The sequence below is a fragment of the Enterobacter genomosp. S genome (genome assembly GCF_001631805.1).
GTDB lineage: Bacteria > Pseudomonadota > Gammaproteobacteria > Enterobacterales > Enterobacteriaceae > Enterobacter > Enterobacter quasihormaechei.
The window spans coordinates 35,491-57,222 of record NZ_LVVA01000005.1 but is presented as its reverse complement, the minus strand read 5'-3'; the positions used below and the strand labels follow the sequence as shown (position 1 = coordinate 57,222).

Annotated in this window: 29 protein-coding genes and 1 pseudogene; 29 read left to right on the top strand and 1 reads right to left on the bottom strand. The window is 57.5% G+C overall.

Annotated features, from left to right (window positions below):
- Positions 1-26 precede the first annotated feature (26 nt).
- The 10 genes and pseudogenes from psiB (at position 27) to A3466_RS05710 (ending at position 5,729) form a co-directional block, all read left to right on the top strand.
- Entirely contained in the window at positions 27-458 is a 432-nt protein-coding gene (psiB, locus tag A3466_RS05750) for a conjugation system SOS inhibitor PsiB (RefSeq protein WP_063449778.1), read from the top strand.
- Complete coding sequence (locus A3466_RS05745) at positions 455-1,183, top strand: plasmid SOS inhibition protein A (protein ID WP_063449777.1); 729 nt, start codon at positions 455-457, stop codon at positions 1,181-1,183. The genes psiB and A3466_RS05745 overlap by 4 nt, the downstream gene beginning before the upstream one ends.
- Positions 1,184-1,341: 158 nt before the next feature.
- Positions 1,342-1,494 (top strand): annotated as a pseudogene (locus A3466_RS23630) (DUF5431 family protein); the annotation flags it as partial.
- The gene (locus A3466_RS05740; RefSeq protein ID WP_224753136.1) at positions 1,436-1,561 is read left to right on the top strand and encodes a type I toxin-antitoxin system Hok family toxin; all 126 of its coding nucleotides are present in this window, start codon (positions 1,436-1,438) and stop codon (positions 1,559-1,561) included. The pseudogene A3466_RS23630 and the gene A3466_RS05740, both read left to right, overlap by 59 nt.
- Positions 1,562-2,149: 588 nt before the next feature.
- The gene (locus A3466_RS05735; RefSeq protein WP_063449775.1) at positions 2,150-2,539 is read left to right on the top strand and encodes a hypothetical protein; all 390 of its coding nucleotides are present in this window, start codon (positions 2,150-2,152) and stop codon (positions 2,537-2,539) included.
- A gap of 61 nt (positions 2,540-2,600) precedes the next feature.
- Positions 2,601-2,882, top strand: a complete 282-nt coding sequence (locus tag A3466_RS05730) for a hypothetical protein (protein ID WP_063449774.1) — start codon at positions 2,601-2,603, stop codon at positions 2,880-2,882.
- A 46-nt stretch (positions 2,883-2,928) separates the two neighbouring features.
- The gene (locus A3466_RS05725; protein WP_063449773.1) at positions 2,929-3,285 is read left to right on the top strand and encodes a hypothetical protein; all 357 of its coding nucleotides are present in this window, start codon (positions 2,929-2,931) and stop codon (positions 3,283-3,285) included.
- An 86-nt stretch (positions 3,286-3,371) separates the two neighbouring features.
- Entirely contained in the window at positions 3,372-3,635 is a 264-nt protein-coding gene (locus A3466_RS05720; protein ID WP_063449816.1) for a hypothetical protein, read from the top strand.
- 44 nt (positions 3,636-3,679) lie between these two features.
- Positions 3,680-4,510: an N-6 DNA methylase gene (locus A3466_RS05715; RefSeq protein WP_063449772.1), complete on the top strand. Its 831-nt coding sequence runs from the start codon at positions 3,680-3,682 to the stop codon at positions 4,508-4,510.
- Between the two features lie 688 nt (positions 4,511-5,198).
- On the top strand, positions 5,199-5,729 hold the full coding sequence (locus tag A3466_RS05710; RefSeq protein ID WP_063449771.1) for an antirestriction protein: 531 nt from the start codon (positions 5,199-5,201) through the stop codon (positions 5,727-5,729).
- 40 nt (positions 5,730-5,769) lie between these two features.
- Here the strand turns inward: A3466_RS05710 and A3466_RS05705 are convergent, their stop codons facing one another.
- Complete coding sequence (locus tag A3466_RS05705; RefSeq protein ID WP_063449770.1) at positions 5,770-6,243, bottom strand: transglycosylase SLT domain-containing protein; 474 nt, start codon at positions 6,241-6,243, stop codon at positions 5,770-5,772.
- A 428-nt stretch (positions 6,244-6,671) separates the two neighbouring features.
- On the opposite strand from A3466_RS05705, the gene traM reads away from it, so the two are divergent.
- The 19 genes from traM to trbB all read left to right on the top strand — a co-directional run bounded on the left by traM (position 6,672) and on the right by trbB (position 21,713).
- Positions 6,672-7,067, top strand: a complete 396-nt coding sequence (gene traM / locus A3466_RS05700; protein WP_063449769.1) for a conjugal transfer relaxosome DNA-binding protein TraM — start codon at positions 6,672-6,674, stop codon at positions 7,065-7,067.
- 183 nt (positions 7,068-7,250) lie between these two features.
- Positions 7,251-7,943, top strand: a complete 693-nt coding sequence (locus tag A3466_RS23310) for a hypothetical protein (RefSeq protein ID WP_131797703.1) — start codon at positions 7,251-7,253, stop codon at positions 7,941-7,943.
- Positions 7,944-8,059: 116 nt separating this feature from the next.
- On the top strand, positions 8,060-8,434 hold the full coding sequence (locus A3466_RS05695) for a TraY domain-containing protein (RefSeq protein ID WP_063449768.1): 375 nt from the start codon (positions 8,060-8,062) through the stop codon (positions 8,432-8,434).
- 65 nt (positions 8,435-8,499) lie between these two features.
- Positions 8,500-8,850, top strand: a complete 351-nt coding sequence (gene traA / locus A3466_RS05690; RefSeq protein WP_046622497.1) for a type IV conjugative transfer system pilin TraA — start codon at positions 8,500-8,502, stop codon at positions 8,848-8,850.
- A gap of 136 nt (positions 8,851-8,986) precedes the next feature.
- Entirely contained in the window at positions 8,987-9,292 is a 306-nt protein-coding gene (traL, locus tag A3466_RS05685) for a type IV conjugative transfer system protein TraL (RefSeq protein WP_063449767.1), read from the top strand.
- A 14-nt stretch (positions 9,293-9,306) separates the two neighbouring features.
- The gene (gene traE, locus A3466_RS05680) at positions 9,307-9,873 is read left to right on the top strand and encodes a type IV conjugative transfer system protein TraE (protein WP_063449766.1); all 567 of its coding nucleotides are present in this window, start codon (positions 9,307-9,309) and stop codon (positions 9,871-9,873) included.
- Positions 9,860-10,603: a type-F conjugative transfer system secretin TraK gene (gene traK, locus A3466_RS05675; RefSeq protein WP_063449765.1), complete on the top strand. Its 744-nt coding sequence runs from the start codon at positions 9,860-9,862 to the stop codon at positions 10,601-10,603. The genes traE and traK overlap by 14 nt, the downstream gene beginning before the upstream one ends.
- Positions 10,590-11,993 carry an F-type conjugal transfer pilus assembly protein TraB gene (gene traB / locus A3466_RS05670; protein WP_063449764.1) on the top strand — a complete coding sequence of 468 codons (1,404 nt, stop codon included), beginning with the start codon at positions 10,590-10,592 and terminating at the stop codon, positions 11,991-11,993. Before traK ends, traB begins: the two co-directional genes overlap by 14 nt.
- Positions 11,994-12,003: 10 nt before the next feature.
- A complete protein-coding gene (gene traV / locus A3466_RS05665; RefSeq protein WP_063449763.1) occupies positions 12,004-12,540 on the top strand; it encodes a type IV conjugative transfer system lipoprotein TraV in 537 nt (178 codons plus the stop codon).
- 121 nt (positions 12,541-12,661) lie between these two features.
- A complete protein-coding gene (locus A3466_RS05660; protein WP_063449762.1) occupies positions 12,662-12,892 on the top strand; it encodes a TraR/DksA C4-type zinc finger protein in 231 nt (76 codons plus the stop codon).
- A 163-nt stretch (positions 12,893-13,055) separates the two neighbouring features.
- Complete coding sequence (gene traC / locus A3466_RS05655) at positions 13,056-15,686, top strand: type IV secretion system protein TraC (protein WP_063449761.1); 2,631 nt, start codon at positions 13,056-13,058, stop codon at positions 15,684-15,686.
- The gene (trbI, locus tag A3466_RS05650; RefSeq protein ID WP_063449760.1) at positions 15,683-16,030 is read left to right on the top strand and encodes a type-F conjugative transfer system protein TrbI; all 348 of its coding nucleotides are present in this window, start codon (positions 15,683-15,685) and stop codon (positions 16,028-16,030) included. Before traC ends, trbI begins: the two co-directional genes overlap by 4 nt.
- A complete protein-coding gene (gene traW / locus A3466_RS05645; protein WP_063449759.1) occupies positions 16,030-16,677 on the top strand; it encodes a type-F conjugative transfer system protein TraW in 648 nt (215 codons plus the stop codon). Before trbI ends, traW begins: the two co-directional genes overlap by 1 nt.
- The gene (gene traU, locus A3466_RS05640) at positions 16,674-17,660 is read left to right on the top strand and encodes a conjugal transfer pilus assembly protein TraU (protein ID WP_063449758.1); all 987 of its coding nucleotides are present in this window, start codon (positions 16,674-16,676) and stop codon (positions 17,658-17,660) included. The genes traW and traU overlap by 4 nt, the downstream gene beginning before the upstream one ends.
- A 14-nt stretch (positions 17,661-17,674) precedes the next feature.
- Positions 17,675-18,298 carry a type-F conjugative transfer system pilin assembly protein TrbC gene (gene trbC, locus A3466_RS05635; RefSeq protein WP_063449757.1) on the top strand — a complete coding sequence of 208 codons (624 nt, stop codon included), beginning with the start codon at positions 17,675-17,677 and terminating at the stop codon, positions 18,296-18,298.
- Entirely contained in the window at positions 18,295-20,148 is a 1,854-nt protein-coding gene (gene traN / locus A3466_RS05630; RefSeq protein WP_063449756.1) for a type-F conjugative transfer system mating-pair stabilization protein TraN, read from the top strand. The genes trbC and traN overlap by 4 nt, the downstream gene beginning before the upstream one ends.
- Before the next feature lie 9 nt (positions 20,149-20,157).
- The gene (gene traF, locus A3466_RS05625; protein WP_074160942.1) at positions 20,158-20,913 is read left to right on the top strand and encodes a type-F conjugative transfer system pilin assembly protein TraF; all 756 of its coding nucleotides are present in this window, start codon (positions 20,158-20,160) and stop codon (positions 20,911-20,913) included.
- Positions 20,914-20,929: 16 nt separating this feature from the next.
- Positions 20,930-21,175 (top strand): type-F conjugative transfer system pilin chaperone TraQ, encoded by a 246-nt coding sequence (traQ, locus tag A3466_RS05620; protein ID WP_063449755.1) that lies wholly within the window; start codon positions 20,930-20,932, stop codon positions 21,173-21,175.
- Positions 21,165-21,713 carry a type-F conjugative transfer system pilin assembly thiol-disulfide isomerase TrbB gene (gene trbB / locus A3466_RS05615; RefSeq protein ID WP_063449754.1) on the top strand — a complete coding sequence of 183 codons (549 nt, stop codon included), beginning with the start codon at positions 21,165-21,167 and terminating at the stop codon, positions 21,711-21,713. The genes traQ and trbB overlap by 11 nt, the downstream gene beginning before the upstream one ends.
- Positions 21,714-21,732: the final 19 nt, after the last annotated feature.

The following is a 21,732-nucleotide window of genomic DNA, read 5'->3' as shown; positions in this document are numbered from 1 at the left end:
TGCGGGGCGGCAATAAGGAGATACCCATGCAGACTGTTCTGACCCCCGACGTTCTGAAAACCATGTCCTGTGACGAATTCGAGGACTGGCGCGACAGCGGCGAGGACTACCGCCGCGAACTGACCCACGCCGTCATGCGTGACCTGTGCTGCCCCGGCAACTGGAGCATGAACGGCGAGTACCGCAGCGAGTTTGGCGGATTTTTCCCCGTGCAGGTGCGCTTTACACCGCCGCACGGCAGCTACCACATAGCGGTGTGCAGCCCGGGAGACGTGAGTCCGGCGTGGATGGTGGTGTTCGTGCCTGCCAGCGGTCGCCCGTTCTCCGTGGTGCGTACCCTGAAAGACTATCTGCCGGAGCTGGTCAGCCACACCCTCAGCCTGACGGCGAGTCTCGATGCGGACGGCTACAGTCACGCCAGCATCATCAGCATTCTGGCATCGGAGGGTGCGGCATGATCCCTTCGCATCTTTCCCTGGTACCCTTCTGTCCGGAGCGACGCGCCGCGATGGAGGCCATTGCTGAGGTTGAGCGCAGGCGCTCGCGCGGCGCGGTGTCCACGGCGTTCCCGTATGCCAGCGCCTTTTTCCGCCGCCTGACCGGAAGCAAACGCGTCACGCTCAAAGAGATACGCCTGTTCGCGCCGGTGCTAAGTGCGCAGGAGCTGCGGGGAAGCAGGGACAGCTGGCTGAGGGCCATCGATGCCCTGATCGAGAGCCGCGGGGTCTGCTGCTGGCTGCCACTGCCCGTCAACGCAGGGGAGCGGCTCTTTCCGGAAGAAAGCTTCAGGCACACCGAACGGGCGCGCCGTCAGGACGCGATGCTTGCCGAAAAATACACCCGCCAGCGCCGCAAGGACTCCTGCCTGCGTGAACGGGCGTACCAGGCGCTGGCGGGACAGGCGGAAATCGACCTGGCCTTCCATACGCCGGAAACGGTCAGCAGCTGGAGCGCCCGCTGGTCGGGAACTGACCTGCGTCAGTTCGACCTGGAGGAGATATTCTGGCGCTGGAGCGAGCGTTTCCCGTCCCTGTCCGCACTGGACCAGAATGAGTATCACGGCGAACCGCTCTGGAGCGTGGTGTACGAAGCCAGCCTGCTGACGGAGGAGGCTCCCGCTCCCGTGCGGCAGTTGGAGCGCTGGATGGTCCCCAACAAGCTGACCGCGCGGAGTCAGGTTTGAATTGGATATACCTGGTAAGAAATAGCACTTGCCCGGTATAATCGACGTGGCGCTTGAGGCTTTTTGCCTCATGACGTTAAAGGTGGTTTGTTACCGTGTTGTGTGGCAGAAAGCAGAAAGCCCCGTAGTTAATTTTCATTAACCCACGAGGCCCCTGTATGTCTGATCAACAACAGTATGGCCTCTTACCGTGCAATTTGCAAGGAGGAGTAAACCATGAAACTGCCGCGAAACGCCCTTATCTGGTGCGTATTGATAGTGTGTCTCACACTGCTGATATTCACTTACCTGACGCGAAAATCGCTTTGCGAAATTCGCCTGAGGGACGGACAACGGGAGGTCGCTGCAATTCTGGCTTACGAATCCAACGGTAAGTAGCAACCTGGAGGCGGGGGAAACCCCGCCTTTTCAGGAGCTGAGTTGACATGATATGCCTGAAGCGCCTTTATGAAGGGGTTGCCGGTTTACCGGTAGCCCCTTTTTCCTTCCTGACGCGACCGCACGCCTGAACTTCCGGGAAGGGCAGTTCCCGGGCGTCGTCCCTGACGGGACACGGCTGTCGTGAACAGAGCCAGCGAGCTGTCTCTGCCCTCCGGGCTTCCATCCTGACGCAACACCACGGCTTGCTCCGACCGTTCCGGTCAGGCCGCCTTCACTGCACCGGCGATAAACCGCCGGTGCTCTGCTGACCGGAACGCGATTCGCCAGCGGCGATTCACGTTCCGGCGTGTGTGCATCCTCCGCCCTCCGGCGAACCACCTCCCGTGGGTTCTGCGCGGAGGGCGGAGTCGTAGCACCGTCTGGTCACACCGCAAGGGGTGAAATGCACGCCGTCAAAAACTTTTTGCAGGCAAAAACTTTCCGCCGTCGCCCCTTGCGCTGCTCCCTGTCGCCGTTGCTCCACTGCCCTTGCCGCGAAGAACTCACCGGGAGATGGAAACATCACCAGACAAGGAGAAAACCAGAATGCACACACAAAACGTCAAAACCGCCGCTTCAGAATCTACCGGAAGATGGGGTTTAAACTCAAAAATTCGTCTGGCCTGCGTTATCGCCGAACAGCGTACTTACCTGAATGAACTCTGTCAGGTCTGGAACCTGCAACTTTATCAGGACGACGAGACGGTAGAAGTCTGCAACATCCTCTGCGCCATGAGCAAAAACGTCTGGAACGAGGGTGTCCTCGACTGGATGCGCGAAAAGCCGCTCCTGTCATTCCACATCGTGCAGCCGTGGCTGGAGGCAAAAGCCCACGCCGTGCGCCTGTACGGTGATACGGGGCTGGCTGCATGGACTTATGCGAACCGTAGCCTGAAAGACTGCTTCAACTTTGAATACGCCATGCTCGCAGAGTGAGCGCGGCAACGTTAACACCCACGGCGGCAGGAGATGCCGCCAGCGACAACGGAGAAACATCATGACCAGCAATAACAGCACTTTCAGCTTCGGCGAGTGGGAAAAAAACGCGCTCAGTAACCTTGGAAGCCTGCAAATCCGCGTCAGTAAAGCCCTGCTTAAGTATCAGGGTAGCACCGATAAAACGGCGGTCGGAGAGGCTGCAACCCGCTATATGAGCGAACTCAGGGATGCAGCCAGACGCATCCGGAAAGCCACGCCAGCCATCCAGCAGAAAGTCGACGAGATTGCCGACATGCTGTGCGTAATGGCGCAATTTTCCGGCATCACGTTCGACGAATAACCACCACGGCGAAATATCAACGCCACTAACCAGAAGGAGATAAACCATGCATTTACATCTGACCGAATCCAGCGCCGAAGCGGGCATTTACGCGACCAGTGAGGCCGAGCGCGCGTACTGGCTGAGCCGCGAAAGGTCATACGTTACCGCGCCCGTTGAAATCGACGTGACCGCGTTTCACGAGGCGGCGGGACGCATGTACCCGATGAACTGGCAGTGCAACACGGCGCAGGACACGGAAACCTTCATGCTTCAGGAGATGATTTGCGGGAACGTCACGGAAATCTATGTGCGCTGCGGTCGTCGTTATTTCCGTATGCAGGACTACAGCAACACGAACCACGCCGACATCGTGCGGAAAGTTAAGGAGGTGTTCAGCCCAAAAACCACAGGCCAGAAATGAAAAAGGCAGACTTTCGTCTGCCATCTCCCGCCGGATTGATTCGCCTAGGAACGATAAATCCGGCCTTCACCAAAAGGAACAAACCCATGCATTTTAGTGAAGTCTCGATTGTCACACCGACCGCCCTGTATGTCCAGATCTGCGTGGCAGAAAATCAGCCCGCCAGAAAGCAGGTGCGGATCAAACGCGCCGAGATCGCACCGGAGGATCTCAGTCCCGAAATGCGGGCGCTGGGGCGTCATATCGCGAAGTGCCGCAAAAAAGGGCGCGCCGTTCGTATTCCCGCCATGCGCGGGAGCGAGTGGGGGCAGGTGTTACGCACGCTCGAAATGAAGCGGGCATTTAACTGACGGAGGAGCCGCCCCGCAGGGGGCGGCATTTAAGGAGAGGAACGATGTCTCAACTCACTTTTGCCAGCTACTTTGATCGGGCTAAAGAGGCCGCATCCGTAATGCCCGTTAAGCCCGCGATGCCCGCCGTGAATGCGCAGAGGATGCCGCACCGGATTATGGGCATCGAAGAAGCCCGTCGCCAGTTTGTCACCGTGTTCGGGGACATCGCCCGCAACCTGCGCCGCTGGGAGGTGTTCAGCGACTTTATCGCGCTGGCGGCCAGCGAGCTTGATATGGCACGGATAAGAACGCCGGAGAGCATAGAGCGCTGCCGTGAAATCTGCGCGAAGTACTCTGAGAGCGATATCAGCAACCTGCACGCGCTTTTCGGCCTGATGGTCTGCGCACTGGAGGCGAAATTCCATGACTTTCTCGGCGCCATCTTCATGGAGCTTGAACTGGGCGACGACCGCAACGGGCAGTATTTCACGCCCTATAACGTCCAGTCACTGCTGGCGAAGCTGCTGAGGGCGGACGTTGACGAAACGATACGCCGCGAAGGATTCGTGACGGTGAGCGATCCGGCAAGCGGTGCGGGGGGAATGATTGTGGCGTATGCGGAATATTTGCTGGAAGCGGGCTACAACCCCTCAGAGCAGATGTTCGGTAGCTGCATCGATATTGACCCGATCGCGGCGGATATGGCCTTTATCCAGCTTTCACTGCTGGGTATTCCTGCCGAGGTGGTCACGGGTAACACGCTCACGATGCAGCTTAACAGGGTGCGGTATACGCCCGTGTACTACATCAACAACTTTGAGAAGCGCCTGGAGGAACAGCGCCGTATAGCTGCCATGCGGAAATTTTTACAGGGATTAAGGGAGGCCGCATAGCTGTAAGCAGAGCAGGGGACAACCCTGCCTTTTGCACCGCGAAAAATATCACGCCCCTGCGGGGCGAACGGTACGGGCCGCGCTGACGCGCCGCCCCTCTCCGTTCTCCGTGTGTCGTTTTGCCAGCTCTCAACATCCTGGTCTGTCCGGTACATCGTCTGCCTGGTGTTCTGCCTGCTGTTCTTCTCTGTGCTCTTTCTTCTGCTGTATATCCTTAAGGGCAACAAAGGCAGAACCATGGCCCCCTTCGGCTCCCCGTCCGTTCCGGCCGGGTCGTCAGCCCGACTACGCCAGACAGCTGCTGGCGCACCTGTCAGTCTCCGCCGAACCCCTTCGGGTTTCGGGCTCTCGCTACGGTCTGATGGCGAAAAGCAACACCCGCGCTTGCAGTGTCCCTTCAGGACACGCCGCTTAAACCGTGATGTAAATCACATTTCCATCACTTTAATGACCGGAATGAGGCTTTGCCGTCGGCAAATCTTCATTCCGGACGTGCGCATTTTGCCGTCTGAAACCGTCCGTCTTCATCATTTCGCGGAGGGCTGCTTATAGCAACAGTCCCTTTTTAAATCCAGGGGTAAATAAACGCTTCGCGCCCCCGGATTTAAAAATTGCCGGTTGCTCATTGCCCTTCGCCGCTCAGTGATGAAGTCGAACCGTTTTTTTATTCAGACAGGAGAAATGAAAAATGCGCACGCAAAAGGTCAACACCGCCACTAATGAATCAGCCAAACCGTTTAATTCCGGATTTACGGAAAGCTGCCGCGTGGAAATGCCGGAAAGAAAAATGAGGATTGTTCCGTTTCTTTTTTGCTCGCCAGTGGGTGACACGCTGGCTGCGGACTGGTTACGCCGCAGTTCGGATTACGACGGCGGTAACTGGGATTATTTTTTGATCCCGAAGGGAGTGCAGGGAAAAATAGCGCCACACACGATAATTGCCACACAGGTCACGACAGGGTTTATTGCGCCAGCCGGTGAGCAGACGTTTAAAATGGATATTGCCGGAAACTATTTCAGCGCGGAGGTCAGTGCTCAGGCTGCGGGCATCATAGCCACGCTGATGGTGATGAACGGACTGTCCTGGAAATTGTCGGAAATGGGTCCGGCATATTCACGACTGTGCGAAGGATTAATTGCCCGTCAGGATGCGCTTAAAGACTATATCAGCATCATCAAACACCCTGAACGTCATTTGATATGGCGGGCGATTGACTGACCATTAAGAAGTAAAAAAAGGCTCATTAATGAGCCTTTTTTTACTTCTTAACGATGGCGCTGGATTTTTTGCTCTCCTTGATGGCCCTGTACGTTGCCTCAATTTTACGTGCGTATTCATATCTTCTCTGCGCCTGCTTCTCTGTTTTTCTGAAACCTGCATTATATGCGCCGACTGCCTGCCAGCTTACGCCCCACTTCCTGAATGCGATAGCGAGATAGTAGGCGCCTGTGTAAATATTCATGCACGGGTCCGTAAGCAGATGCTCCGGTTTTATTCCGTATCGCGCCAGTTCGTTAAAGTGCTGGGAATCGACCTGCATGAGTCCGGAGCCGAACCCCGAAACCGGATTGTATCCTTTAACGTCCGTGCGAAAGTTGGATTCATTCCAGGATATTGCGCGCAATAAATCCGGATCTATTCTGTAATCCTTCCCCGCAAGATCGAAACAGTCTGCGGCACTGAGCGAACCAGATAAAACCAGCGATATAATCAGGGTGACGATCCGTTTCATTTATTCCTCCGGGCGTTATGCCGGAAATACGTTAATCCATCCCGAAGCCGTATTCAACAAATATGCACTCCTCACCACAAAAGCACCACACCCCACGCAAAACGTACTTTTTGCTGATTGGCTTTTAAAGTCATGCACTTATAATTTTAGAATTGCACTCAATTTCACTTTGATAGTCTAAAAGATTCATTCGTGACTACTGGATGAATCTCTGGAGATTCGTTGGCGATTCATATACGATTCACAATATTATTTTCATAAAGTTACGTAATGGTGATTCGCCGGCAATCCGCCATGAGAATCGCCGACGATTCGTCATAAAACTACTGGATGAATCGCAGGCAATCCGCCTGAGTTCTGCCGGATAAACGGCGAATTTCAGGAGTAGAAATATTATCCTTCCACAGCATAAAAAAAGGATCTGAGCTATGGCAAAGATACAGGCATACGTAAGCGATGACGTGGTCAATAAAATAAATGCCATCGTCGAACAGCGGCGGGCAGAGGGTGCCAGAAAAGAAGATGTGAGCAGTTCCAGCGTTATCTCAATGCTCGTCGAGCTGGGGCTGCGGGTTTATGAGGCGCAGATGGAGCGCAAGGAGTCTCCCTTCAATCAGATGCTTTTCAATAAAACGCTTCTCGAAGCTGTCCTTAAATCACAGTTTATTTCCAGTAAACTGCTGGCCATGGAATCCATGAGTCCTCATTTGACCGGGAACGAAAAGTTTGAGTTCAGATCTATGGTGCAGAACATACGGGAAGATGTTCAGGCGATAGTAAATAACTTCTTTCCGGAAGATGTGGAAAATTCCGAGAATGATTAACTTTTTTTTGGTCTAAAAAAATAATTTTGATCTGCGGTTTTTTAATGACAATAAATGAAGGTAAAGGTATATTTTAAGTGTGACTTAACTAAAATCTGATGCGGCAATTATTGCCGATTCGCTGGTAAGGAGGGATTAGGCCCCTCCTTACCAGCTACCCACAAAACCTTCAAGGGAGGCTCTATGAGTGCGCGTGATCCTATTCCTTCGTTCTGTCCTCGTCAATCAGAAATGATGAGAGATAATTCACTTTTTTTATCTTCATTAGATTACCCTTTATGCTTAAGAAGCTCAGAGGGCCATTTCTTATATTCAAATGCAAAATTCTCTGAGGTTGTAAAAGGCCATGAATATAATGAGGATAAGTGGTTTAACAATTTACCGACTTATATACAACTTGAGTTATTAAAGTGCGAGATAGCAATTCTCAGCTCCTCGGACTGCATCGTATTAAGTAAAGCCTTCCGGGATCATTCATTTGAGTGTATCGTGCTTTTTCAAAAGGTGTTATATGAAGGCATTTTCTGCTCATCATGGTCATTCATTAAAAACGTAGTTTATAGTGATGAAGTAAGCAGGGCTGATTCAAAAAACACCTTCAAAGGTAAGCCTGTCAGGAATCCGATTTTAGTATTTGAACCTAATGTGTATCATACATTTTGCCTGTACTTTACTTGTTTTACTCACGAATTTATCGCGCGTATTTTAAGTGTCTCTGTAAATACCACAAAAAAAAGAATTTCGAAATGCTATCAAACTCTGGGGATTGATAATAAAGATGAGATGATATTGTACCTTAAGGCTGGAGGTTATTTGCAAAGTATACATGATCACGCATTCAGAATTATAAGGGAGAGGTATCGTCCAGATTTATAATTTAGTCGAAATATGTGATGTTAATTGTATGTAAAAATATTGGGTACCTTGGTGTATCGTTTTTGGTCATTCTTTGGGTTAAGATCTCCTTGTAGCAAATTTATTAGGAGGAAGTTGTGAGGCGATTTAGCAGCGCTCCTGCTACAGGAAATACAGTCAGGGTTAGGCTTGATGATGAAACCGAAGCTTTACTTTCTTTAGCAGTATCGAGAAGTGCGCGAAGCCGAAGTTTTGAGGCATTGCACAGAATAAAGGATCATCTTCGACGCTTTCCAATGTTCAGAATTATGGAAAACCCGGTTTTTTCTCATGAGAAATATCTTACGGTTCGATTCGATGATGAAACCAACCTGAAGCTGATTAATGCCAAAAATCGTAGTGGCTGGTGCAAAACCTATGAGGTACGGGAGCGATTACATGACCATCTGGTCAAGTTTCCCGATTTTTACAACGCAGATATGGTGGAGGTAATACCCAATAATTTTGACTGATTTTCAAAAGCATTGATCAGAATTTTTTATGAACTAAGTAAATAGTTAATTAAAGGACTAATGAAATGACTGATGTATCTGTAATGAATGACGTAACTTCTGCTCCGGCTAAAAAGAAATTCAGCAAGCTGGGTTTCCTTAAGGCACTGAAAGTTGCGCTGCCCGTTGCTGCCGTTGCGGCATTCTTCCCTGAAACAGTTCTGGCCGCCTCTACGGGTAAAGATCTGATGGCAAGCGGTGACGATACCGTGAAGGGCACCTTCGGTAAGGACTCCAGCGTCGTCAAATGGGTGATCCTCGCCGAGGTACTCGTCGGGGCCGTCATGTATATGACCACCAAGAACCTGAAGTTCCTTGCTGGCTTCGCAATTCTGTCGGTGTTCGTGACGGTTGGTATGTCCGTTGCCGGATATTAATCCCCCTCACGGGTTAGTACTGATCTCCATTTAATACCTGAAAAAGTATTTATGGGCGCATCGCGCTCAGGGGATTGCTTTGCCCTGAAAACGGCTGGCGGCTTATTTTGCTGCCAGCCGACATGCGGACTGAAATATGGCTGACGACTCTCTCAAAAAATACCGATTTCCGGAAACGCTGACCAACCAGAGCCGCTGGTTTGGCCTGCCCGTGGACGAGCTGATCCCTGCCGCCGTGTGTATCGGCTGGGGTTTCTGGACCCAGCACTACATCCCCGGAATTATTGCGGCGGTGCTGGCGTATCTCGCAATAAAAAAACTCAAGAAAGGGCGGGGAAGCGCCTGGCTGCGCGACCTCGTGTACTGGTATATGCCGACCGCGCTGCTGCGGGGAATATTTCACGACGTCCCGGACTCCTGCTACCGCCAGTGGATTAAATAAACGGAACCGAATACATGGAACATGGAGCTCGCCTTAGTACACAGCGCGTTATTGCCATCGGTTTTATTTCGATGGGGACGCTGCTGCTTCTGAGCAGCATCACGAACGTTATTCAGGGCGTGAATAACTATCGCCTGCAAAACGAACAAAAAACGGTGGTCACACCGATGCTGTTTCGCGCGCCGTTCGCGGTGTCGCAGAACCAGTCGGATGCCTCCTATCTGCAACAGATGGCGCTCTCGCTAATTGCCCTGCGACTGAACGTGACGCCGGAGACCGTCAACGCGTCTCACGAGCAGCTGCTCACCTACGTTCGTCCCGCCGCGCAGAACGAACTGAAAATCAAGCTTGCCGAGGACGCGAAGCGCATCAAGGACAACAACGTTAACTCCGCCTTCTACATGACCAGCGTGCAGGTGTATCCCGCCATCAGCCGCGTGGAGGTGCGCGGACAGCTGAAAACCTGGATAGGCGACTCTAAACCCTATCCGGACATGAAGCATTACGTGCTCACGTTTGAGCGCGAGGACGGCATCAGCTGGCTCAGCCATTTTGGAGAAATCACCGATGAGAAGAAATAAGCGCCACAGCCTGCCCGCGATGCTGCTGTTCGTTTGTGGCCACGGCATCGCAGCGCCTCAGGCGCAGACCGCGACGGTGGTACCGCTCTCCAACGGCGGTCAGGCCAGCATCGCGCTGAGCAATACCGATCCCAACCTCTTCACCGTGGCGGGCGATCGCGTCACGGCCCTCACCAGCCTCGACGGCGAGCTGACCCGCCAGGAGCAGACGGCCAGCGGTGGCGTTATTGTCAGCACCCTGAACAAGAAACCGTTCACCTTCATCCTTGAGACCGAGCGGGGCCTGAACTTCTCAGTGCGTGCCGTACCGCGTGCGGGTGCGGGCAGAACGGTGCGCCTGGTCAGCGAGCTGTCCGGTACGGGAGAGGCGGCACGGAGCTGGGAGGAATCCTCACCGTATGAGACCACGCTGGTCTCCCTCAGCCAGCACCTGCTGGGCGGCAGGTTGCCGGAAGGGTGGTACGAGCTTCCCGTTACCCGCGAGTCGCTGACGCCGCCGCCGGGCCTGCTGGCCAGCGCCGAGCGCGTCTGGGTCGGCAACCATCTGAAGGTGGTGCGCTACCGCGTCACTAACCGGAGCGCTGAGGTTCGCCGCGTATCTGAAAGCGATTTCTGGCAGAACGGTATCCGCGCGGTGCTCTTTGCCGAACCGGCCCGCAGCCTCATGGCTGGCGGCGCGATGCAGGTGTACATCATCAGCAGCGGGGAGGCGAACCATGGCCAGCATTAACGCCGTTGTGAAGCGCAAGCAGTTCCTCTGGCTGGGCATCGTGCTGGCCAGTGTCGGCGTGGTGGGCGGGGGCGGCTGGTATCTGGCTGACGCCCGCTATGACGGCGCCTCTGCCGCGCAGGGAGAAAACGAGCCTGCCCCGGATATGACGGGCGTGGTCGACAGCACCTTTGACGCGAAGGTGCAGCAGCACGCCACCACGGAGATGCAGGCCACCGCGTCTGATATGAAAAAACACTACGAAGAGATGCGTCGCGAGCTGGATCTGCTCAGCAAGGGGCAGGCGAGCTACCAGCGTCAGATAGACAGGCTGACCCAGGATAACGCGGCGCTTACCGCGCAGGTCAGCGCGCTGGGCGTTAACCCCGTAACTGCATCGGGCGAACCCGCGCCGCAGCCGCCGGTGCCCGCACCAGGTCCGGAGGGGGAACCTCAGCCTGTGGCCTTCCCGCCGCAGACGCAGGCGGGTGCAGTGCCTCCGCCGACCGCGTTCTATCCGGGTAACGGCGTGACGCCGCCGCCTCAGGTGCAGTACCAGCCCATTCCGGTCCCTAACCAGCTGCGCCGCCAGAGCTTTGTCCGCGAGGATAAAAAGGGCCCGTCCCTGCCGTACATCCCGTCCGGCAGCTTTGCCAGGTCCATGCTGATCGAGGGCGCTGACGCCAACGCGTCCGTCACCGGCAACGAGTCCACCGTGCCGATGCAGCTGCGCATTACGGGCCGCGTTGAAATGCCCAACAGCAAAAGCTACGACCTGACCGGCTGCTTTATCGGTCTTGAGGCCTGGGGCGACGTGTCCAGCGAGCGCGCCATCGTGCGCACCCGCAACATCAGCTGCCTGAAAAACGGCGTCACCATCGACCAGCCGATCAGGGGGCACGTCAGCTTCATGGGCAAGAACGGCATCAAGGGTGAGGTGGTCATGCGCAACGGCAAAATTCTGGGCTGGGCGTGGGGCGCGGGCTTCGTTGACGGCATCGGTCAGGGCGTGCAGAGCGCCTCCCAGCCGTCGGTCGGTCTGGGTGCCACCGCCTCGCTGGGCGCGGGTGACGTCATGAAGATGGGGATTGGCGGCGGTGCCTCCAAAGCGGCCCAGACCCTCAGCGATTACTACATCAAGCGCGCCGAGCAGTATCACCCGGTCATACCGATCGGGGCAGGCAATGAGGTGACCGTCGTTTTCCAGGACGGCTTCCAGCTGAAGATCATCGAGGAGCTTGCGCAGGAGCAGGAGAAGAGCCGGAGCAGTGCCGGAGCTGCTGACAGCAGCCCCGTGCCTGCGCCATCCCTTTCGCAGGGCAACCTCAACGGCTTCAGCACCGATCAGATGCTGAACCAGCTGGGCAAGCTTAACAAGAACCAGTTTATGCCGGACTCCGGCTCTCAGTAAGGAACCGCTTATGAACAGGACTCTCCCTTTCGCACTCTCCCTGGCCAGCGTCCTGACGCTGGCCGGCTGTGCCGGTACGGCCAGCGATTTTGAATGTAACGCCACCACGTCCGACACCTGCATGACCATTGAGCAGGCCAACGAGAAGGCCAGACGCCTTGAGGAAAGTGCGGTAAAGCCGGATGCGGCCGCGCTGCCACGCCTGGCTGAGGGCAACTTCCGCACGGCTTCCGCGCAGCCGCTGACGCCGCCTCCGGTACCTGCACCGTCCGTTGCGTCGCGAAGCGCACCGCCCGGCGGATCTCACTTCGTCGCGAATCCGTTTGCGCACTCTGCTGACGTGAAGCCCGCGAGTCAGGCCGCCCCCGTCGTGGCACCGCAGCCGACTTACGAGTCAATCGTTGACCCGCGGCCGCTGCGCCTGGGCGAGAAGACAGCCGGACTGTGGATAGCCCCCTATATCGACACCCGGGACGTCTATCACCAGCCGGGCCGCGTGTTCTTTGTGGTTAAACCGTCCGCCTGGGGTAAGCCCCGCGTTAACTGAGTTTCTTCCCGCCGCCTGACGTGGCGGCCTTTTATCAACAATCCGTCGTTATCACGCGTGCCCTGAAACGTGAAAAGGGATGGGCGGTAGCGTGTCCGGACGACACCGAGCAGGAGACGTCATGGCCGACGAACTCGATCAAATTCAGGAGCAGGAAGATCTGCTGAACCAGCTGCACATTCAGGCCGCCAGAGGGCGGGGAAACAGGGCAGCGCAGAGCCTGACTCACTGTGAAGCGTGCGGAAACGACATTCCGCAGGGACGGCGCGACGCGGTGCCCGGCGTCCGGGTATGCGTGGCGTGTCAGCAGCGGCTTGAGTTTCATTCAAAACAGTATCAGAGGTGGGGATGAGCATGAGTAGTGCCGAAAAGGGAAATTTTATGGTTGTGGGCAGCACAGGCAGCGGCAAGACAACGCTCTGTTATGAGGTGCTGAGGAAACGTCTTTCAAGGAAACAGCGCACCGACTGGCTACGCCTGCGAAACGTTGTTCAAAAAAACAGGGAAGACAAGTCATGAGCAACCCTCTGGATACCGTCACACGCACGGTCAACGCGCTGCTGACCGCGCTGAAGATGCCCGATGAGTCCTCTGAGGCCAATGACGTCCTCGGTCAGATGCGCTTCCCGCAGTTCAGCCGCCTGCTGCCGTACCGCGACTACGACGCCGAAACGGGCCTCTTCATGAACGAGAAGACGATGGGCTTCATGCTGGAGGCGCAGCCCATCAACGGGGCGAATGAGACCATCGTTTCGTCGCTGGAAAACCTGATGCGCACCAAACTTCCCCGCGAGGTGCCGGTGGCCATTCACCTCGTCTCCAGTCACCTCGTGGGCCGCGACATCGAGTATGGCCTGCGCGAGCTCTCCTGGACGGGAGAACAGGCCGAGAAGTTTAACGCCATCACGCGCGCCTACTACCTGAAGGCCGCCGAGGAAGGTTTCCCGCTTCCCGATCACCTCAACCTGCCGCTGACGCTGCGCAACTACCGCGTCTATATCTCCTGCTGCGTGCCCCGCAAGCGCGGCAGCAAGGCCAGCGTAATGGAGATGGAGAACCAGGTGAAAATCATCCGCGCCTCGCTTCAGGGGGCGCAGATTTCCACCCGCAGCGTGGATGCTGACGCCTTTATCTGTATTGCCGGCGAGATGATCAACCACAATCCGGATGCGCTGTACCCGACGGCGCGCGAGCTCGATCCGCTCAAGGACCTGAACTACCAGTGCGTGGACGATACCTTTGACCTGAAGGTGAAGGCTGACCATATGACGCTGGGGCTGCGCGAGAACGGGCGCAACAGCACTGCGCGCATCATGAACTTCCAGCTGACCAAAAACCCGGAGATGGCCTTTCTGTGGAACATGGCCGACAACTACAGCAACCTGCTGAACCCGGAGCTGTCCGTCTCCTGCCCGTTTATCCTGACGCTGGTCCTCAGCGTCGAGGACCAGGTGAAGGCGCAGAACGAGGCCAACCTGAAGTTTATGGATCTCGAGAAGAAGTCCAAAACCAGCTACGCCAAGTTCTTCCCGGGTGTGGAGCAGGAGGCGAAGGAGTGGGGCGATCTGCGCCAGCGCCTGTCGTCCGGCCAGTCCTCGCTGGTGAGCTATTTCCTCAACATGACCGTCTTCTGCCGGGATGACCAGGAGGTTGCCCTGAAGGTGGAGCAGGACGTCCTGAACAGTTTTCGCAAGAACGGCTTTGAGCTGATCTCCCCGCGCTTTAACCAGATGCGTAATTTCCTCGTGAATCTGCCGTTCATGGCGGGGGGCGGTCTCTTTAAGCAGCTGCGCGAGTCCGGCGTGGTGCAGCGCGCCGAGAGCTTTAACGTGGCGAATCTCGCGCCGGTGGTGGCCGACAGCCCGCTCGCCACTTCCGGCCTGCTGGCACCGACCTACCGCAATCAGCTGGCGTTTATCGACCTGTTCAGCCGCGGGATGGGTAACACCAACTTTAACATGGCGGTATGCGGCACCTCTGGCGCCGGCAAGACCGGGCTTATTCAGCCCCTGATACGCAGCGTCATCGACTCCGGCGGCTTTGCCGTGGTGTTTGATATGGGCGATGGCTACAAGTCCCTGTGCGAGAACATGGGCGGGGTATACCTCGACGGCGAGACGCTGAAGTTTAACCCGTTTGCCAACATCACTGACGACACCATTGATGAGATGGCCGAGCGCCTGCGCGACCAGCTGTCGGTGATGGCCAGCCCCAACGGGAACCTGGACGAGGTGCACGAGGGCCTGCTGCTCAAGGCGGTGAAGGCCACCTGGCTTGCCAAGAAAAACCAGTCGCGCATCGATGACGTGGTCGACTACCTGGTGATGGCCCGCGACAGCAGAGAGTATGAAGGCTCACCGACCATCCGCAGCCGCCTCGATGAGATTTTGGTGCTGCTGACCCAGTACACCCGCGACGGCGTCTACGGCAGCTACTTCAACTCCGATGAGCCGTCCCTGAGGGACGACGCCCGTATGGTGGTGCTGGAGCTGGGCGGACTGGAGGACAGGCCGTCCCTTCTGGTAGCAGTCATGTTCTCGCTCATTCTTTACATCGAGAACCGCATGTACCGTACGCCGCGCAGCCTGAAGAAGCTGAACGTGATCGACGAGGGCTGGCGTCTGCTGGACTTCAAAAACAACAAGGTCGGGGCGTTTATCGAGAAGGGCTACCGCACCGCGCGCCGCCATACCGGGTCGTATATCACCATCACGCAGAATATCGTCGACTTTGACTCGGATACGGCCTCCAGCGCCGCGCGCGCGGCATGGGGCAACTCCTCCTACAAAATTATCCTCAAGCAGTCGGCCAAGGAATTCGCCAAGTACAACCAGTTGTACCCGGACCAGTACTCGCAGCTGCAACGCGACATGATTGCCCGCTTCGGCAGCGCAAAGGACAACTGGTTCAGCAGCTTCATGCTCTCCGTTGAGCACCTCACGTCCTGGCACCGCCTGTTCGTCGACCCGCTCAGCCGGGCAATGTACTCCTCAGACGGCCCCGACTTCGAGTTTGTGCAGCAGCGACGGCGCGAGGGGGCAAGCATTCATGACGCAGTGTGGGAGCTGGCCTGGAAAAAGTCCGGACCGGAAATGGCCTCGCTGGAGCGCTGGCTGGAAGAGCATGAAGGGAAGAAAATCCGATGAAAAAACGCACGTTACTCACCGCCTCGCTGATTGCCGGCACGCTGGTTGCCAGCGCGGGCATCAGCTGGCTGACCTGCCGCCTCAGCATGCCCGCCGTGGCCGCCTTTGACATGAAGGCGACCGTGGATGCCCTCTTTGACAGCGCGAGCCGCCGCTCGCTCGACGAGGCGCAGACGAAGGCGCTCTCGGAGCGCTTTAACGCCTCACTGGAAGCCAGCCTGCGCGACTGGCAGGTACGTCACCGTGGACTCATCCTCGTTGCCCCTGCCGTGGTGCAGGGGGCACCGGACATCACGCGTGAAATCCAGACCGACGTGGCCCGCCGGATGAAGGAGGGGGCGTAATGCGCGCCCTTGCCCTGAGCATGATGCTGCTGAGTTCCGTTACTGCCGCGTCAGATCTCGGTACCTGGGGCGACCTGTGGCCGGTCGCGGAGCCGGACATGCTGACCGTGATTGAGCAGCGGCTTCAGGCGCTACAGCAGTCCGGCGAGATGGATAAAAAGATGGGAGACTTTAAGGAGCGGGTGGTGCGCAACAGCCAGCGCCCGCCGCCCGTGGCGGGGATCACCCGCGCGGTGCGCTATGAGAAGCGCTGGTTTGATCCGAGCGTGCGGGTGGACAGGGACCTGGCCGACGGGCACGGCAACGTCTTTGCCCGCGCGGGCCAGGTGTTTAACCCGCTGGCGGTGGTGCCCTTTAACCAGACGCTGCTCTTTATCGACGGCGACGATCCTGACCAGCTGGCGTGGGTGCGGCGCCAGAAGCCCGCCACGCTGGTTTCGCGCATTATCCTGGTGCGCGGCAATATCCCGCAGACCTCGGAGGCGCTCGACAGCCGGATCTTCTTCGATCAGAACGGCGCGCTCACCGCGCGGTTCGGCATCAGCCAGGTCCCGGCCCGGGTGACGGCAGCGCCAAGTGGGCTGCGTCTGCAGGTGGAGATGATTCCCCCGCTGCTCACGGAGCATGACGCGGGAGGCACGCCATGAGGACGCTGTTTACCGCACTCATCGGGCTGCTGCTCTGGGGTAACAGCCACTCTGCCTCGGCCGACGCGGCCTGCGACGGCAATTTCGTGAATCCGATCACCGATATCTGCTGGCGCTGCATGTTTCCGCTCTCGCTCGGCAGCACGTCGGTGACGGGCGGCGACCTGCCGGACACGAAGAACCCCGGCAGCCCCATCCAGATCTGCCCGATGACGCCTGTGGCGCGAATTGGCCTGGCCATCGGGTACTGGGAGCCGATGGCGCTGACTGACGTGACCCGATCGCCGGGCTGCATGGTGAACCTCGGCGGCTTTTCCATCAACCTCGGCAAGATGGGGATGGGAACCGCGAAGAAAGAGGACAAGGCGGTGAACGGCGCGTTCTACCACGTCCACTGGTACAAGTACCCGCTGACGTACTGGCTGAACATTATCACCTCCGTGGGATGTCTTGAGGGCGGGGACCTCGATATTGGCTACCTGTCTGAAATTGACCCGACCTGGGGGGACAGTGCCCTGACCTCCATTCTCAATCCGGAAGCGGTCATCTTTGCCAACCCCATCGCGCAGGGAGCGTGTGCGGCCGACGCGATGGCCAGCGCGGCGAAAACCGCCATAGACACGCTGTTCTGGTGTGCAGGCTCTCAGGGGACGATGTATCCCTTCAACGGCTGGGTGAGCAACGAGTCCAGTCCCCTTCAGTCGTCGGTGCTGGTCAGCGAGCGCATGGCGTTCAAGCTGCACCGCCAGGGGCAAATCATGGAGAGCATCGGTGAGGACACGAAGGTCTGCAATGAGTATCCGTCGCCGATCATCCCCAAGACCCGCTGGCGCTACCAGATGGTGAACACCCATCCGGACGTTGCGCAGTGCCATCCCTTCGGTCGGACGGTGATGCGCTGGGAAGCGGGGCGAAACCCGCCGAACACGAAGAAAAACTACGGCTATCTGCTCTGGCGCAAGCGTAACTGCGTCTTCCTCTGAGAAAAGGAAAATCCATGAATAAGATTACGGGACCGTGCGCGGGCCTGCTGATGTCGGCAGTTTGCCTTCAGGCGATGGCGGACACTGAAGCAGATCGCGCGTTCATCCGCGACCAGGAAACCTTCAGCCAGCAGCTGCGGGCGCAGGACCACGGCGCGCTGCGTGACATGCTCTCACAGCAGGTGCGGCAGAACCCGCTCCCGGCAGAGGACACCCGCTTTATCGGCGGGCTGAAGCAGCGCCAGCAGGAGGCTCAGCAGGATAAGCCGACGCACGGGGCGCTGTACTTTGTCTCCTTTGCCATTCCGGAAACCGGCCTGAAGCGCATGCTGACCGAGGCGCGGCGCTACGGCATTCCCGCCGTGCTGCGCGGGATGGTCAACAACGATATGAAAGCCACCGCTGACGCGGTCATGTCGCTGGTCCAGGAAGGCAGCGCCTCCGGCGTGGCCATCGATCCCAACCGCTATCGTGAGTACGGCATCACCAGCGTGCCGTCCCTGGTGGTGTACTGCGAAAGTGGGCACGACGTCATCCGCGGCAACCTCCGCCTGAAGCAGGCGCTCGGGAAAGTGGCGGAGCAGGGAGACTGCCGCGATGAGGCGCGGGCACTGCTGGCTAAGGGAGGCAACGCATGAAACGGCATGTACCGGTCGTCTCACTTTTAGCGCTCCTGGCTCTCACGTTCAGTGCTTACGCAAGAGCTGATGCGGACGCGCAGTATAAAGCCGGCTCCGACTTTGCAAAACAGATCAAGGGGCAGGGGGAAAGCAGCCTCAGTAACTTCAACCCGTCAGCCACGCTTCCGGGCTATACCGCCTCGCCTGCGGAGACAAAATACTACGGTGGCGTGACGGCAACCGGCGACGGGGCGCTGAAGGCAGATGCGGCCACCGGCTGGACCACCAATGAGGCCACGAAGGCGGTGACCGACGCCTTCATTAACAACCCGAAGGAGACTATCTCTCAGGACGCGCCGTTCATTACCGCCAGTAAGGACGTGCAGGGGCGCGCTGACAGCATCATCGGCCAGACCGGACAGCTACAGTGCAGCGCGCAGAACATCAGCCGCAGCGAATTCACCAACTATACCTGTGAGCGCGACCTGCTGGTTGAGCAGGCCTGTACGCGCACGGCCAGCATTACCGGCCACTATGAAGATACATCTGAAACAAAACAGATTGTTATCCAGTCTCAGAATATTTCGTTTGCTTCCTCCGAAGCGGGATACACAGGAACATGGACTGCGCCGGTGACAGGGACGGTTGTTGCTGCAACAGCTACCTATTCCTGGAATAAACGTCTGGCGTTCAGTAATCCTAACTGGTTTATGCGAGTAACCACGCCTTTCGGGTTGATTTCCATGGATAACGATACCGGTAGCCTGGTGCTGAGTAGCGGTATGCAGCTGAAGAAAGGCGCTGGGATGGTGTTTTCCATTCGTACCAGGAGAAACAATCCCACTACAGATTCAATCTGGAAGCACAGCAATATGCGCTACAGCTTCACCGTTACGCTCCAGATTGAAATTCCCGCCAAAAAATGGGTACCAGACGTGGTCTGGAACGAATCCTGTCCGTTCAGCAAGAGCGAAGGTACGCTCAAAAAAACCGAGTGCATCTCGCCGGGCAGCACGAAAACGGTGGTCGTCGACGGCATAACCTATCCGGTGACGCAGGCCTGCTGGCAGTACCGCGACACGTACATGACCCAGGCCGCCGATAACGGCAGCTGCAAAACGTATACGGATAACGCCGCCTGCACGCTGGCCTCGCGCAGCTGCGCCTTCACGGCTGAAGACGGCAGCGGCTGTCTTCATGAATACGCCACCTACTCCTGCGAAACGCGCACCGCCGGCAAGGTGATGATATGCGGCGGGGACACGTTCTGCCTCGACGGCGAGTGCGACCGCGCGCAGCAGGGCAGCAACAACGACTTTGCGCCGGTGGTCTCGGCGCTCGCGGCCCTTGCCACAGCGGGTAAGGATGCGGCTGCGATTAACAGCGTCAACGTCCGCGCCTTTACCGGCAGCGCGAAGTTCTGCAAGAAGTTTGCGGCGGGCTTCAGCAACTGCTGCAAGGATTCCGGCTGGGGCCAGGACGTCGGCCTGGCCAGCTGCAGCAGTGACGAGAAGGCGCTCGGCAAGGCGAAGGAGAAAAAGCTGACGGTAAGCGTCGGGGAATTCTGCTCGAAGAAGGCCCTGGGCGTGTGTCTGGAGAAGAAGCGCAGCTACTGCCAGTTTGATTCAAAGCTTGCGCAGATTGTGCAGCAGCAGGGGCGCAACGGCCAGCTGCATATCGGGTTCGGCAGCGCCAGCAGCCCGGACTGCCGCGGCATCACCCAGACCGAGTTACAGCAAATCAAATTCGACGCGCTGGACTTCACGAACTTCTACGAAGACCTGCAGAACAACCAGAACATTCCGGACAACGATGTCCTGACCCGGCGGGTGCAGGAAGAAATCGCCGCGCAGCTGAAGGCGCAATAAGGAGGTCCCATGAATAAACGCACCTTAATCAGCATTGCTGTGGGGCTGACGGCTGTGATGCCTGCCCTGCCGGTGTCAGCAAACGACGCGGGATGGCAGTGGTACAACGAGAACCAGAGGCGTCCTGATGCCGAAACCACGGTTACGCCGCCCGCCCCCGCACAGCAGGACATTATGGAAAAGCTCGCCACGCTCCAGCAGGCGACGAAGCGCGCCATGTACGAGGCCATTCTGTATCCGGGCGTGGAGAACTTTGTCCGGTACTTCCGGCTACAGAACTACTGGACACAGCAGGCCGGGCTGTTCTCGATGAGCGCCAAAAAGGCGATGCTTGAACATCCGGAGCTGGACTATAACCTCCAGCACAGCCACTACAACGGCACGGTTCGCAACCAGCTGGCCGCCGACTTTGCCGACCAGCGCCGCGCTATCGAGACCCTGGCGCAGCATTACGGCGTGATGTTCTTTTACCGCGGCCAGGATCCGATCGATGGCCAGCTGGCCCAGGTGATCAACAACTTCCGCGAGACCTATCACCTCAGCGTTATCCCGGTCTCGGTGGACGGCATCGTAAATCCGCTTTTGCCGGACACCCGTATTGACAGCGGGCAGGCGGCTCGCCTCGGCATCAGCCACTTCCCGGCCCTGATGCTGGCCGACCCGAAAAGCGGCACCGTCAAACCCGTTTCTTACGGATTTATCAGCCAGGACGACCTGGCGAAGCAGTTCCTCAACGTTTCAACCGATTTTGCCCCCAACTTTTAAAACAGGGAGAGTTTCCATGCGCAGATTTCGTTTTCGCCTGCCCGAGTTTGACGTGCCCGGACTCTGGGTACTGAGCCTGGGCATCTGGTTTCATATCGTGTCGCGCCTGGTGCGCCACAACCCGTCCATGGCCGTTACGCTGGCGCAGATAATCGGCCTGTCGATGGCGCTGTGGGGCAGCTACCGCATCGTTAACCGCTGGATCGCGCAGGCCCGCGAGGCAGAGAAGCGTCAGGATGAGGGCGGGCATCATGAAGGCTAACTCAGCGATCGCGGCCGCCGCGCTTATCTTCAGTATGGCCACACAGGCCTCCACGCTGGACGAGATCAAATCGTTGTGGAACCCGCAGGGCATACGTGCAGCGACCGGCGCGCAGCAGCCGGATACCGCCGCCGCACGGCCCGCGCCCGCCAGACCACCCGTCTGGTACCGCCTCAGCAACGGACAGCAGGTCAACCTGGCCGACTGGAAGGTGGTGCTGTTCATGCAGGGACATTGCCCTTACTGCCACAAGTTCGACCCGGTGCTGAAGTCGCTCTCGCAGCAGGTTGGTTTCGGGGTGATGGCCTACACCATCGACGGCCAGGGTGATGCGGCCTTTCCGGAAGCCCTGCCCGCGCCGCCGGAGGTGATGAAGACCTTCTTCCCGAACCTGCCCGTGGCAACCCCGACAACCTTTCTCGTGAACGTAAACACCCTTGAAGCCCTCCCGCTGCTTCAGGGGGCGACGGACGAACAGGGCTTTATGGCCCGCATGGACACCGTCCTCCAGATGCGCGGAGCGGGTAACAATGGCTGAACATAATAACGACCTGAAG

Coding starts and splice junctions, on each gene's coding strand:
- A3466_RS05715 (WP_063449772.1), top strand. CDS start 3,680: ATGTCTCAACTCACTTTTGCCAGCTACTTTGATCGGGCTAAAGAGGCC.
- trbB (WP_063449754.1), top strand. CDS start 21,165: ATGAAGGCTAACTCAGCGATCGCGGCCGCCGCGCTTATCTTCAGTATG.
- trbI (WP_063449760.1), top strand. CDS start 15,683: ATGAAAAAACGCACGTTACTCACCGCCTCGCTGATTGCCGGCACGCTG.
- traW (WP_063449759.1), top strand. CDS start 16,030: ATGCGCGCCCTTGCCCTGAGCATGATGCTGCTGAGTTCCGTTACTGCC.
- traF (WP_074160942.1), top strand. CDS start 20,158: ATGAATAAACGCACCTTAATCAGCATTGCTGTGGGGCTGACGGCTGTG.
- A3466_RS05735 (WP_063449775.1), top strand. CDS start 2,150: ATGCACACACAAAACGTCAAAACCGCCGCTTCAGAATCTACCGGAAGA.
- traN (WP_063449756.1), top strand. CDS start 18,295: ATGAAACGGCATGTACCGGTCGTCTCACTTTTAGCGCTCCTGGCTCTC.
- traA (WP_046622497.1), top strand. CDS start 8,500: ATGACTGATGTATCTGTAATGAATGACGTAACTTCTGCTCCGGCTAAA.
- traB (WP_063449764.1), top strand. CDS start 10,590: ATGGCCAGCATTAACGCCGTTGTGAAGCGCAAGCAGTTCCTCTGGCTG.
- A3466_RS05725 (WP_063449773.1), top strand. CDS start 2,929: ATGCATTTACATCTGACCGAATCCAGCGCCGAAGCGGGCATTTACGCG.
- A3466_RS05705 (WP_063449770.1), bottom strand. CDS start 6,243: ATGAAACGGATCGTCACCCTGATTATATCGCTGGTTTTATCTGGTTCG.
- A3466_RS05745 (WP_063449777.1), top strand. CDS start 455: ATGATCCCTTCGCATCTTTCCCTGGTACCCTTCTGTCCGGAGCGACGC.
- traV (WP_063449763.1), top strand. CDS start 12,004: ATGAACAGGACTCTCCCTTTCGCACTCTCCCTGGCCAGCGTCCTGACG.
- A3466_RS05720 (WP_063449816.1), top strand. CDS start 3,372: ATGCATTTTAGTGAAGTCTCGATTGTCACACCGACCGCCCTGTATGTC.
- traM (WP_063449769.1), top strand. CDS start 6,672: ATGGCAAAGATACAGGCATACGTAAGCGATGACGTGGTCAATAAAATA.
- psiB (WP_063449778.1), top strand. CDS start 27: ATGCAGACTGTTCTGACCCCCGACGTTCTGAAAACCATGTCCTGTGAC.
- A3466_RS05710 (WP_063449771.1), top strand. CDS start 5,199: ATGCGCACGCAAAAGGTCAACACCGCCACTAATGAATCAGCCAAACCG.
- traC (WP_063449761.1), top strand. CDS start 13,056: ATGAGCAACCCTCTGGATACCGTCACACGCACGGTCAACGCGCTGCTG.
- traQ (WP_063449755.1), top strand. CDS start 20,930: ATGCGCAGATTTCGTTTTCGCCTGCCCGAGTTTGACGTGCCCGGACTC.
- trbC (WP_063449757.1), top strand. CDS start 17,675: ATGAATAAGATTACGGGACCGTGCGCGGGCCTGCTGATGTCGGCAGTT.
- A3466_RS23310 (WP_131797703.1), top strand. CDS start 7,251: ATGAGTGCGCGTGATCCTATTCCTTCGTTCTGTCCTCGTCAATCAGAA.
- A3466_RS05730 (WP_063449774.1), top strand. CDS start 2,601: ATGACCAGCAATAACAGCACTTTCAGCTTCGGCGAGTGGGAAAAAAAC.
- traU (WP_063449758.1), top strand. CDS start 16,674: ATGAGGACGCTGTTTACCGCACTCATCGGGCTGCTGCTCTGGGGTAAC.
- traE (WP_063449766.1), top strand. CDS start 9,307: ATGGAACATGGAGCTCGCCTTAGTACACAGCGCGTTATTGCCATCGGT.
- traL (WP_063449767.1), top strand. CDS start 8,987: ATGGCTGACGACTCTCTCAAAAAATACCGATTTCCGGAAACGCTGACC.
- traK (WP_063449765.1), top strand. CDS start 9,860: ATGAGAAGAAATAAGCGCCACAGCCTGCCCGCGATGCTGCTGTTCGTT.
- A3466_RS05660 (WP_063449762.1), top strand. CDS start 12,662: ATGGCCGACGAACTCGATCAAATTCAGGAGCAGGAAGATCTGCTGAAC.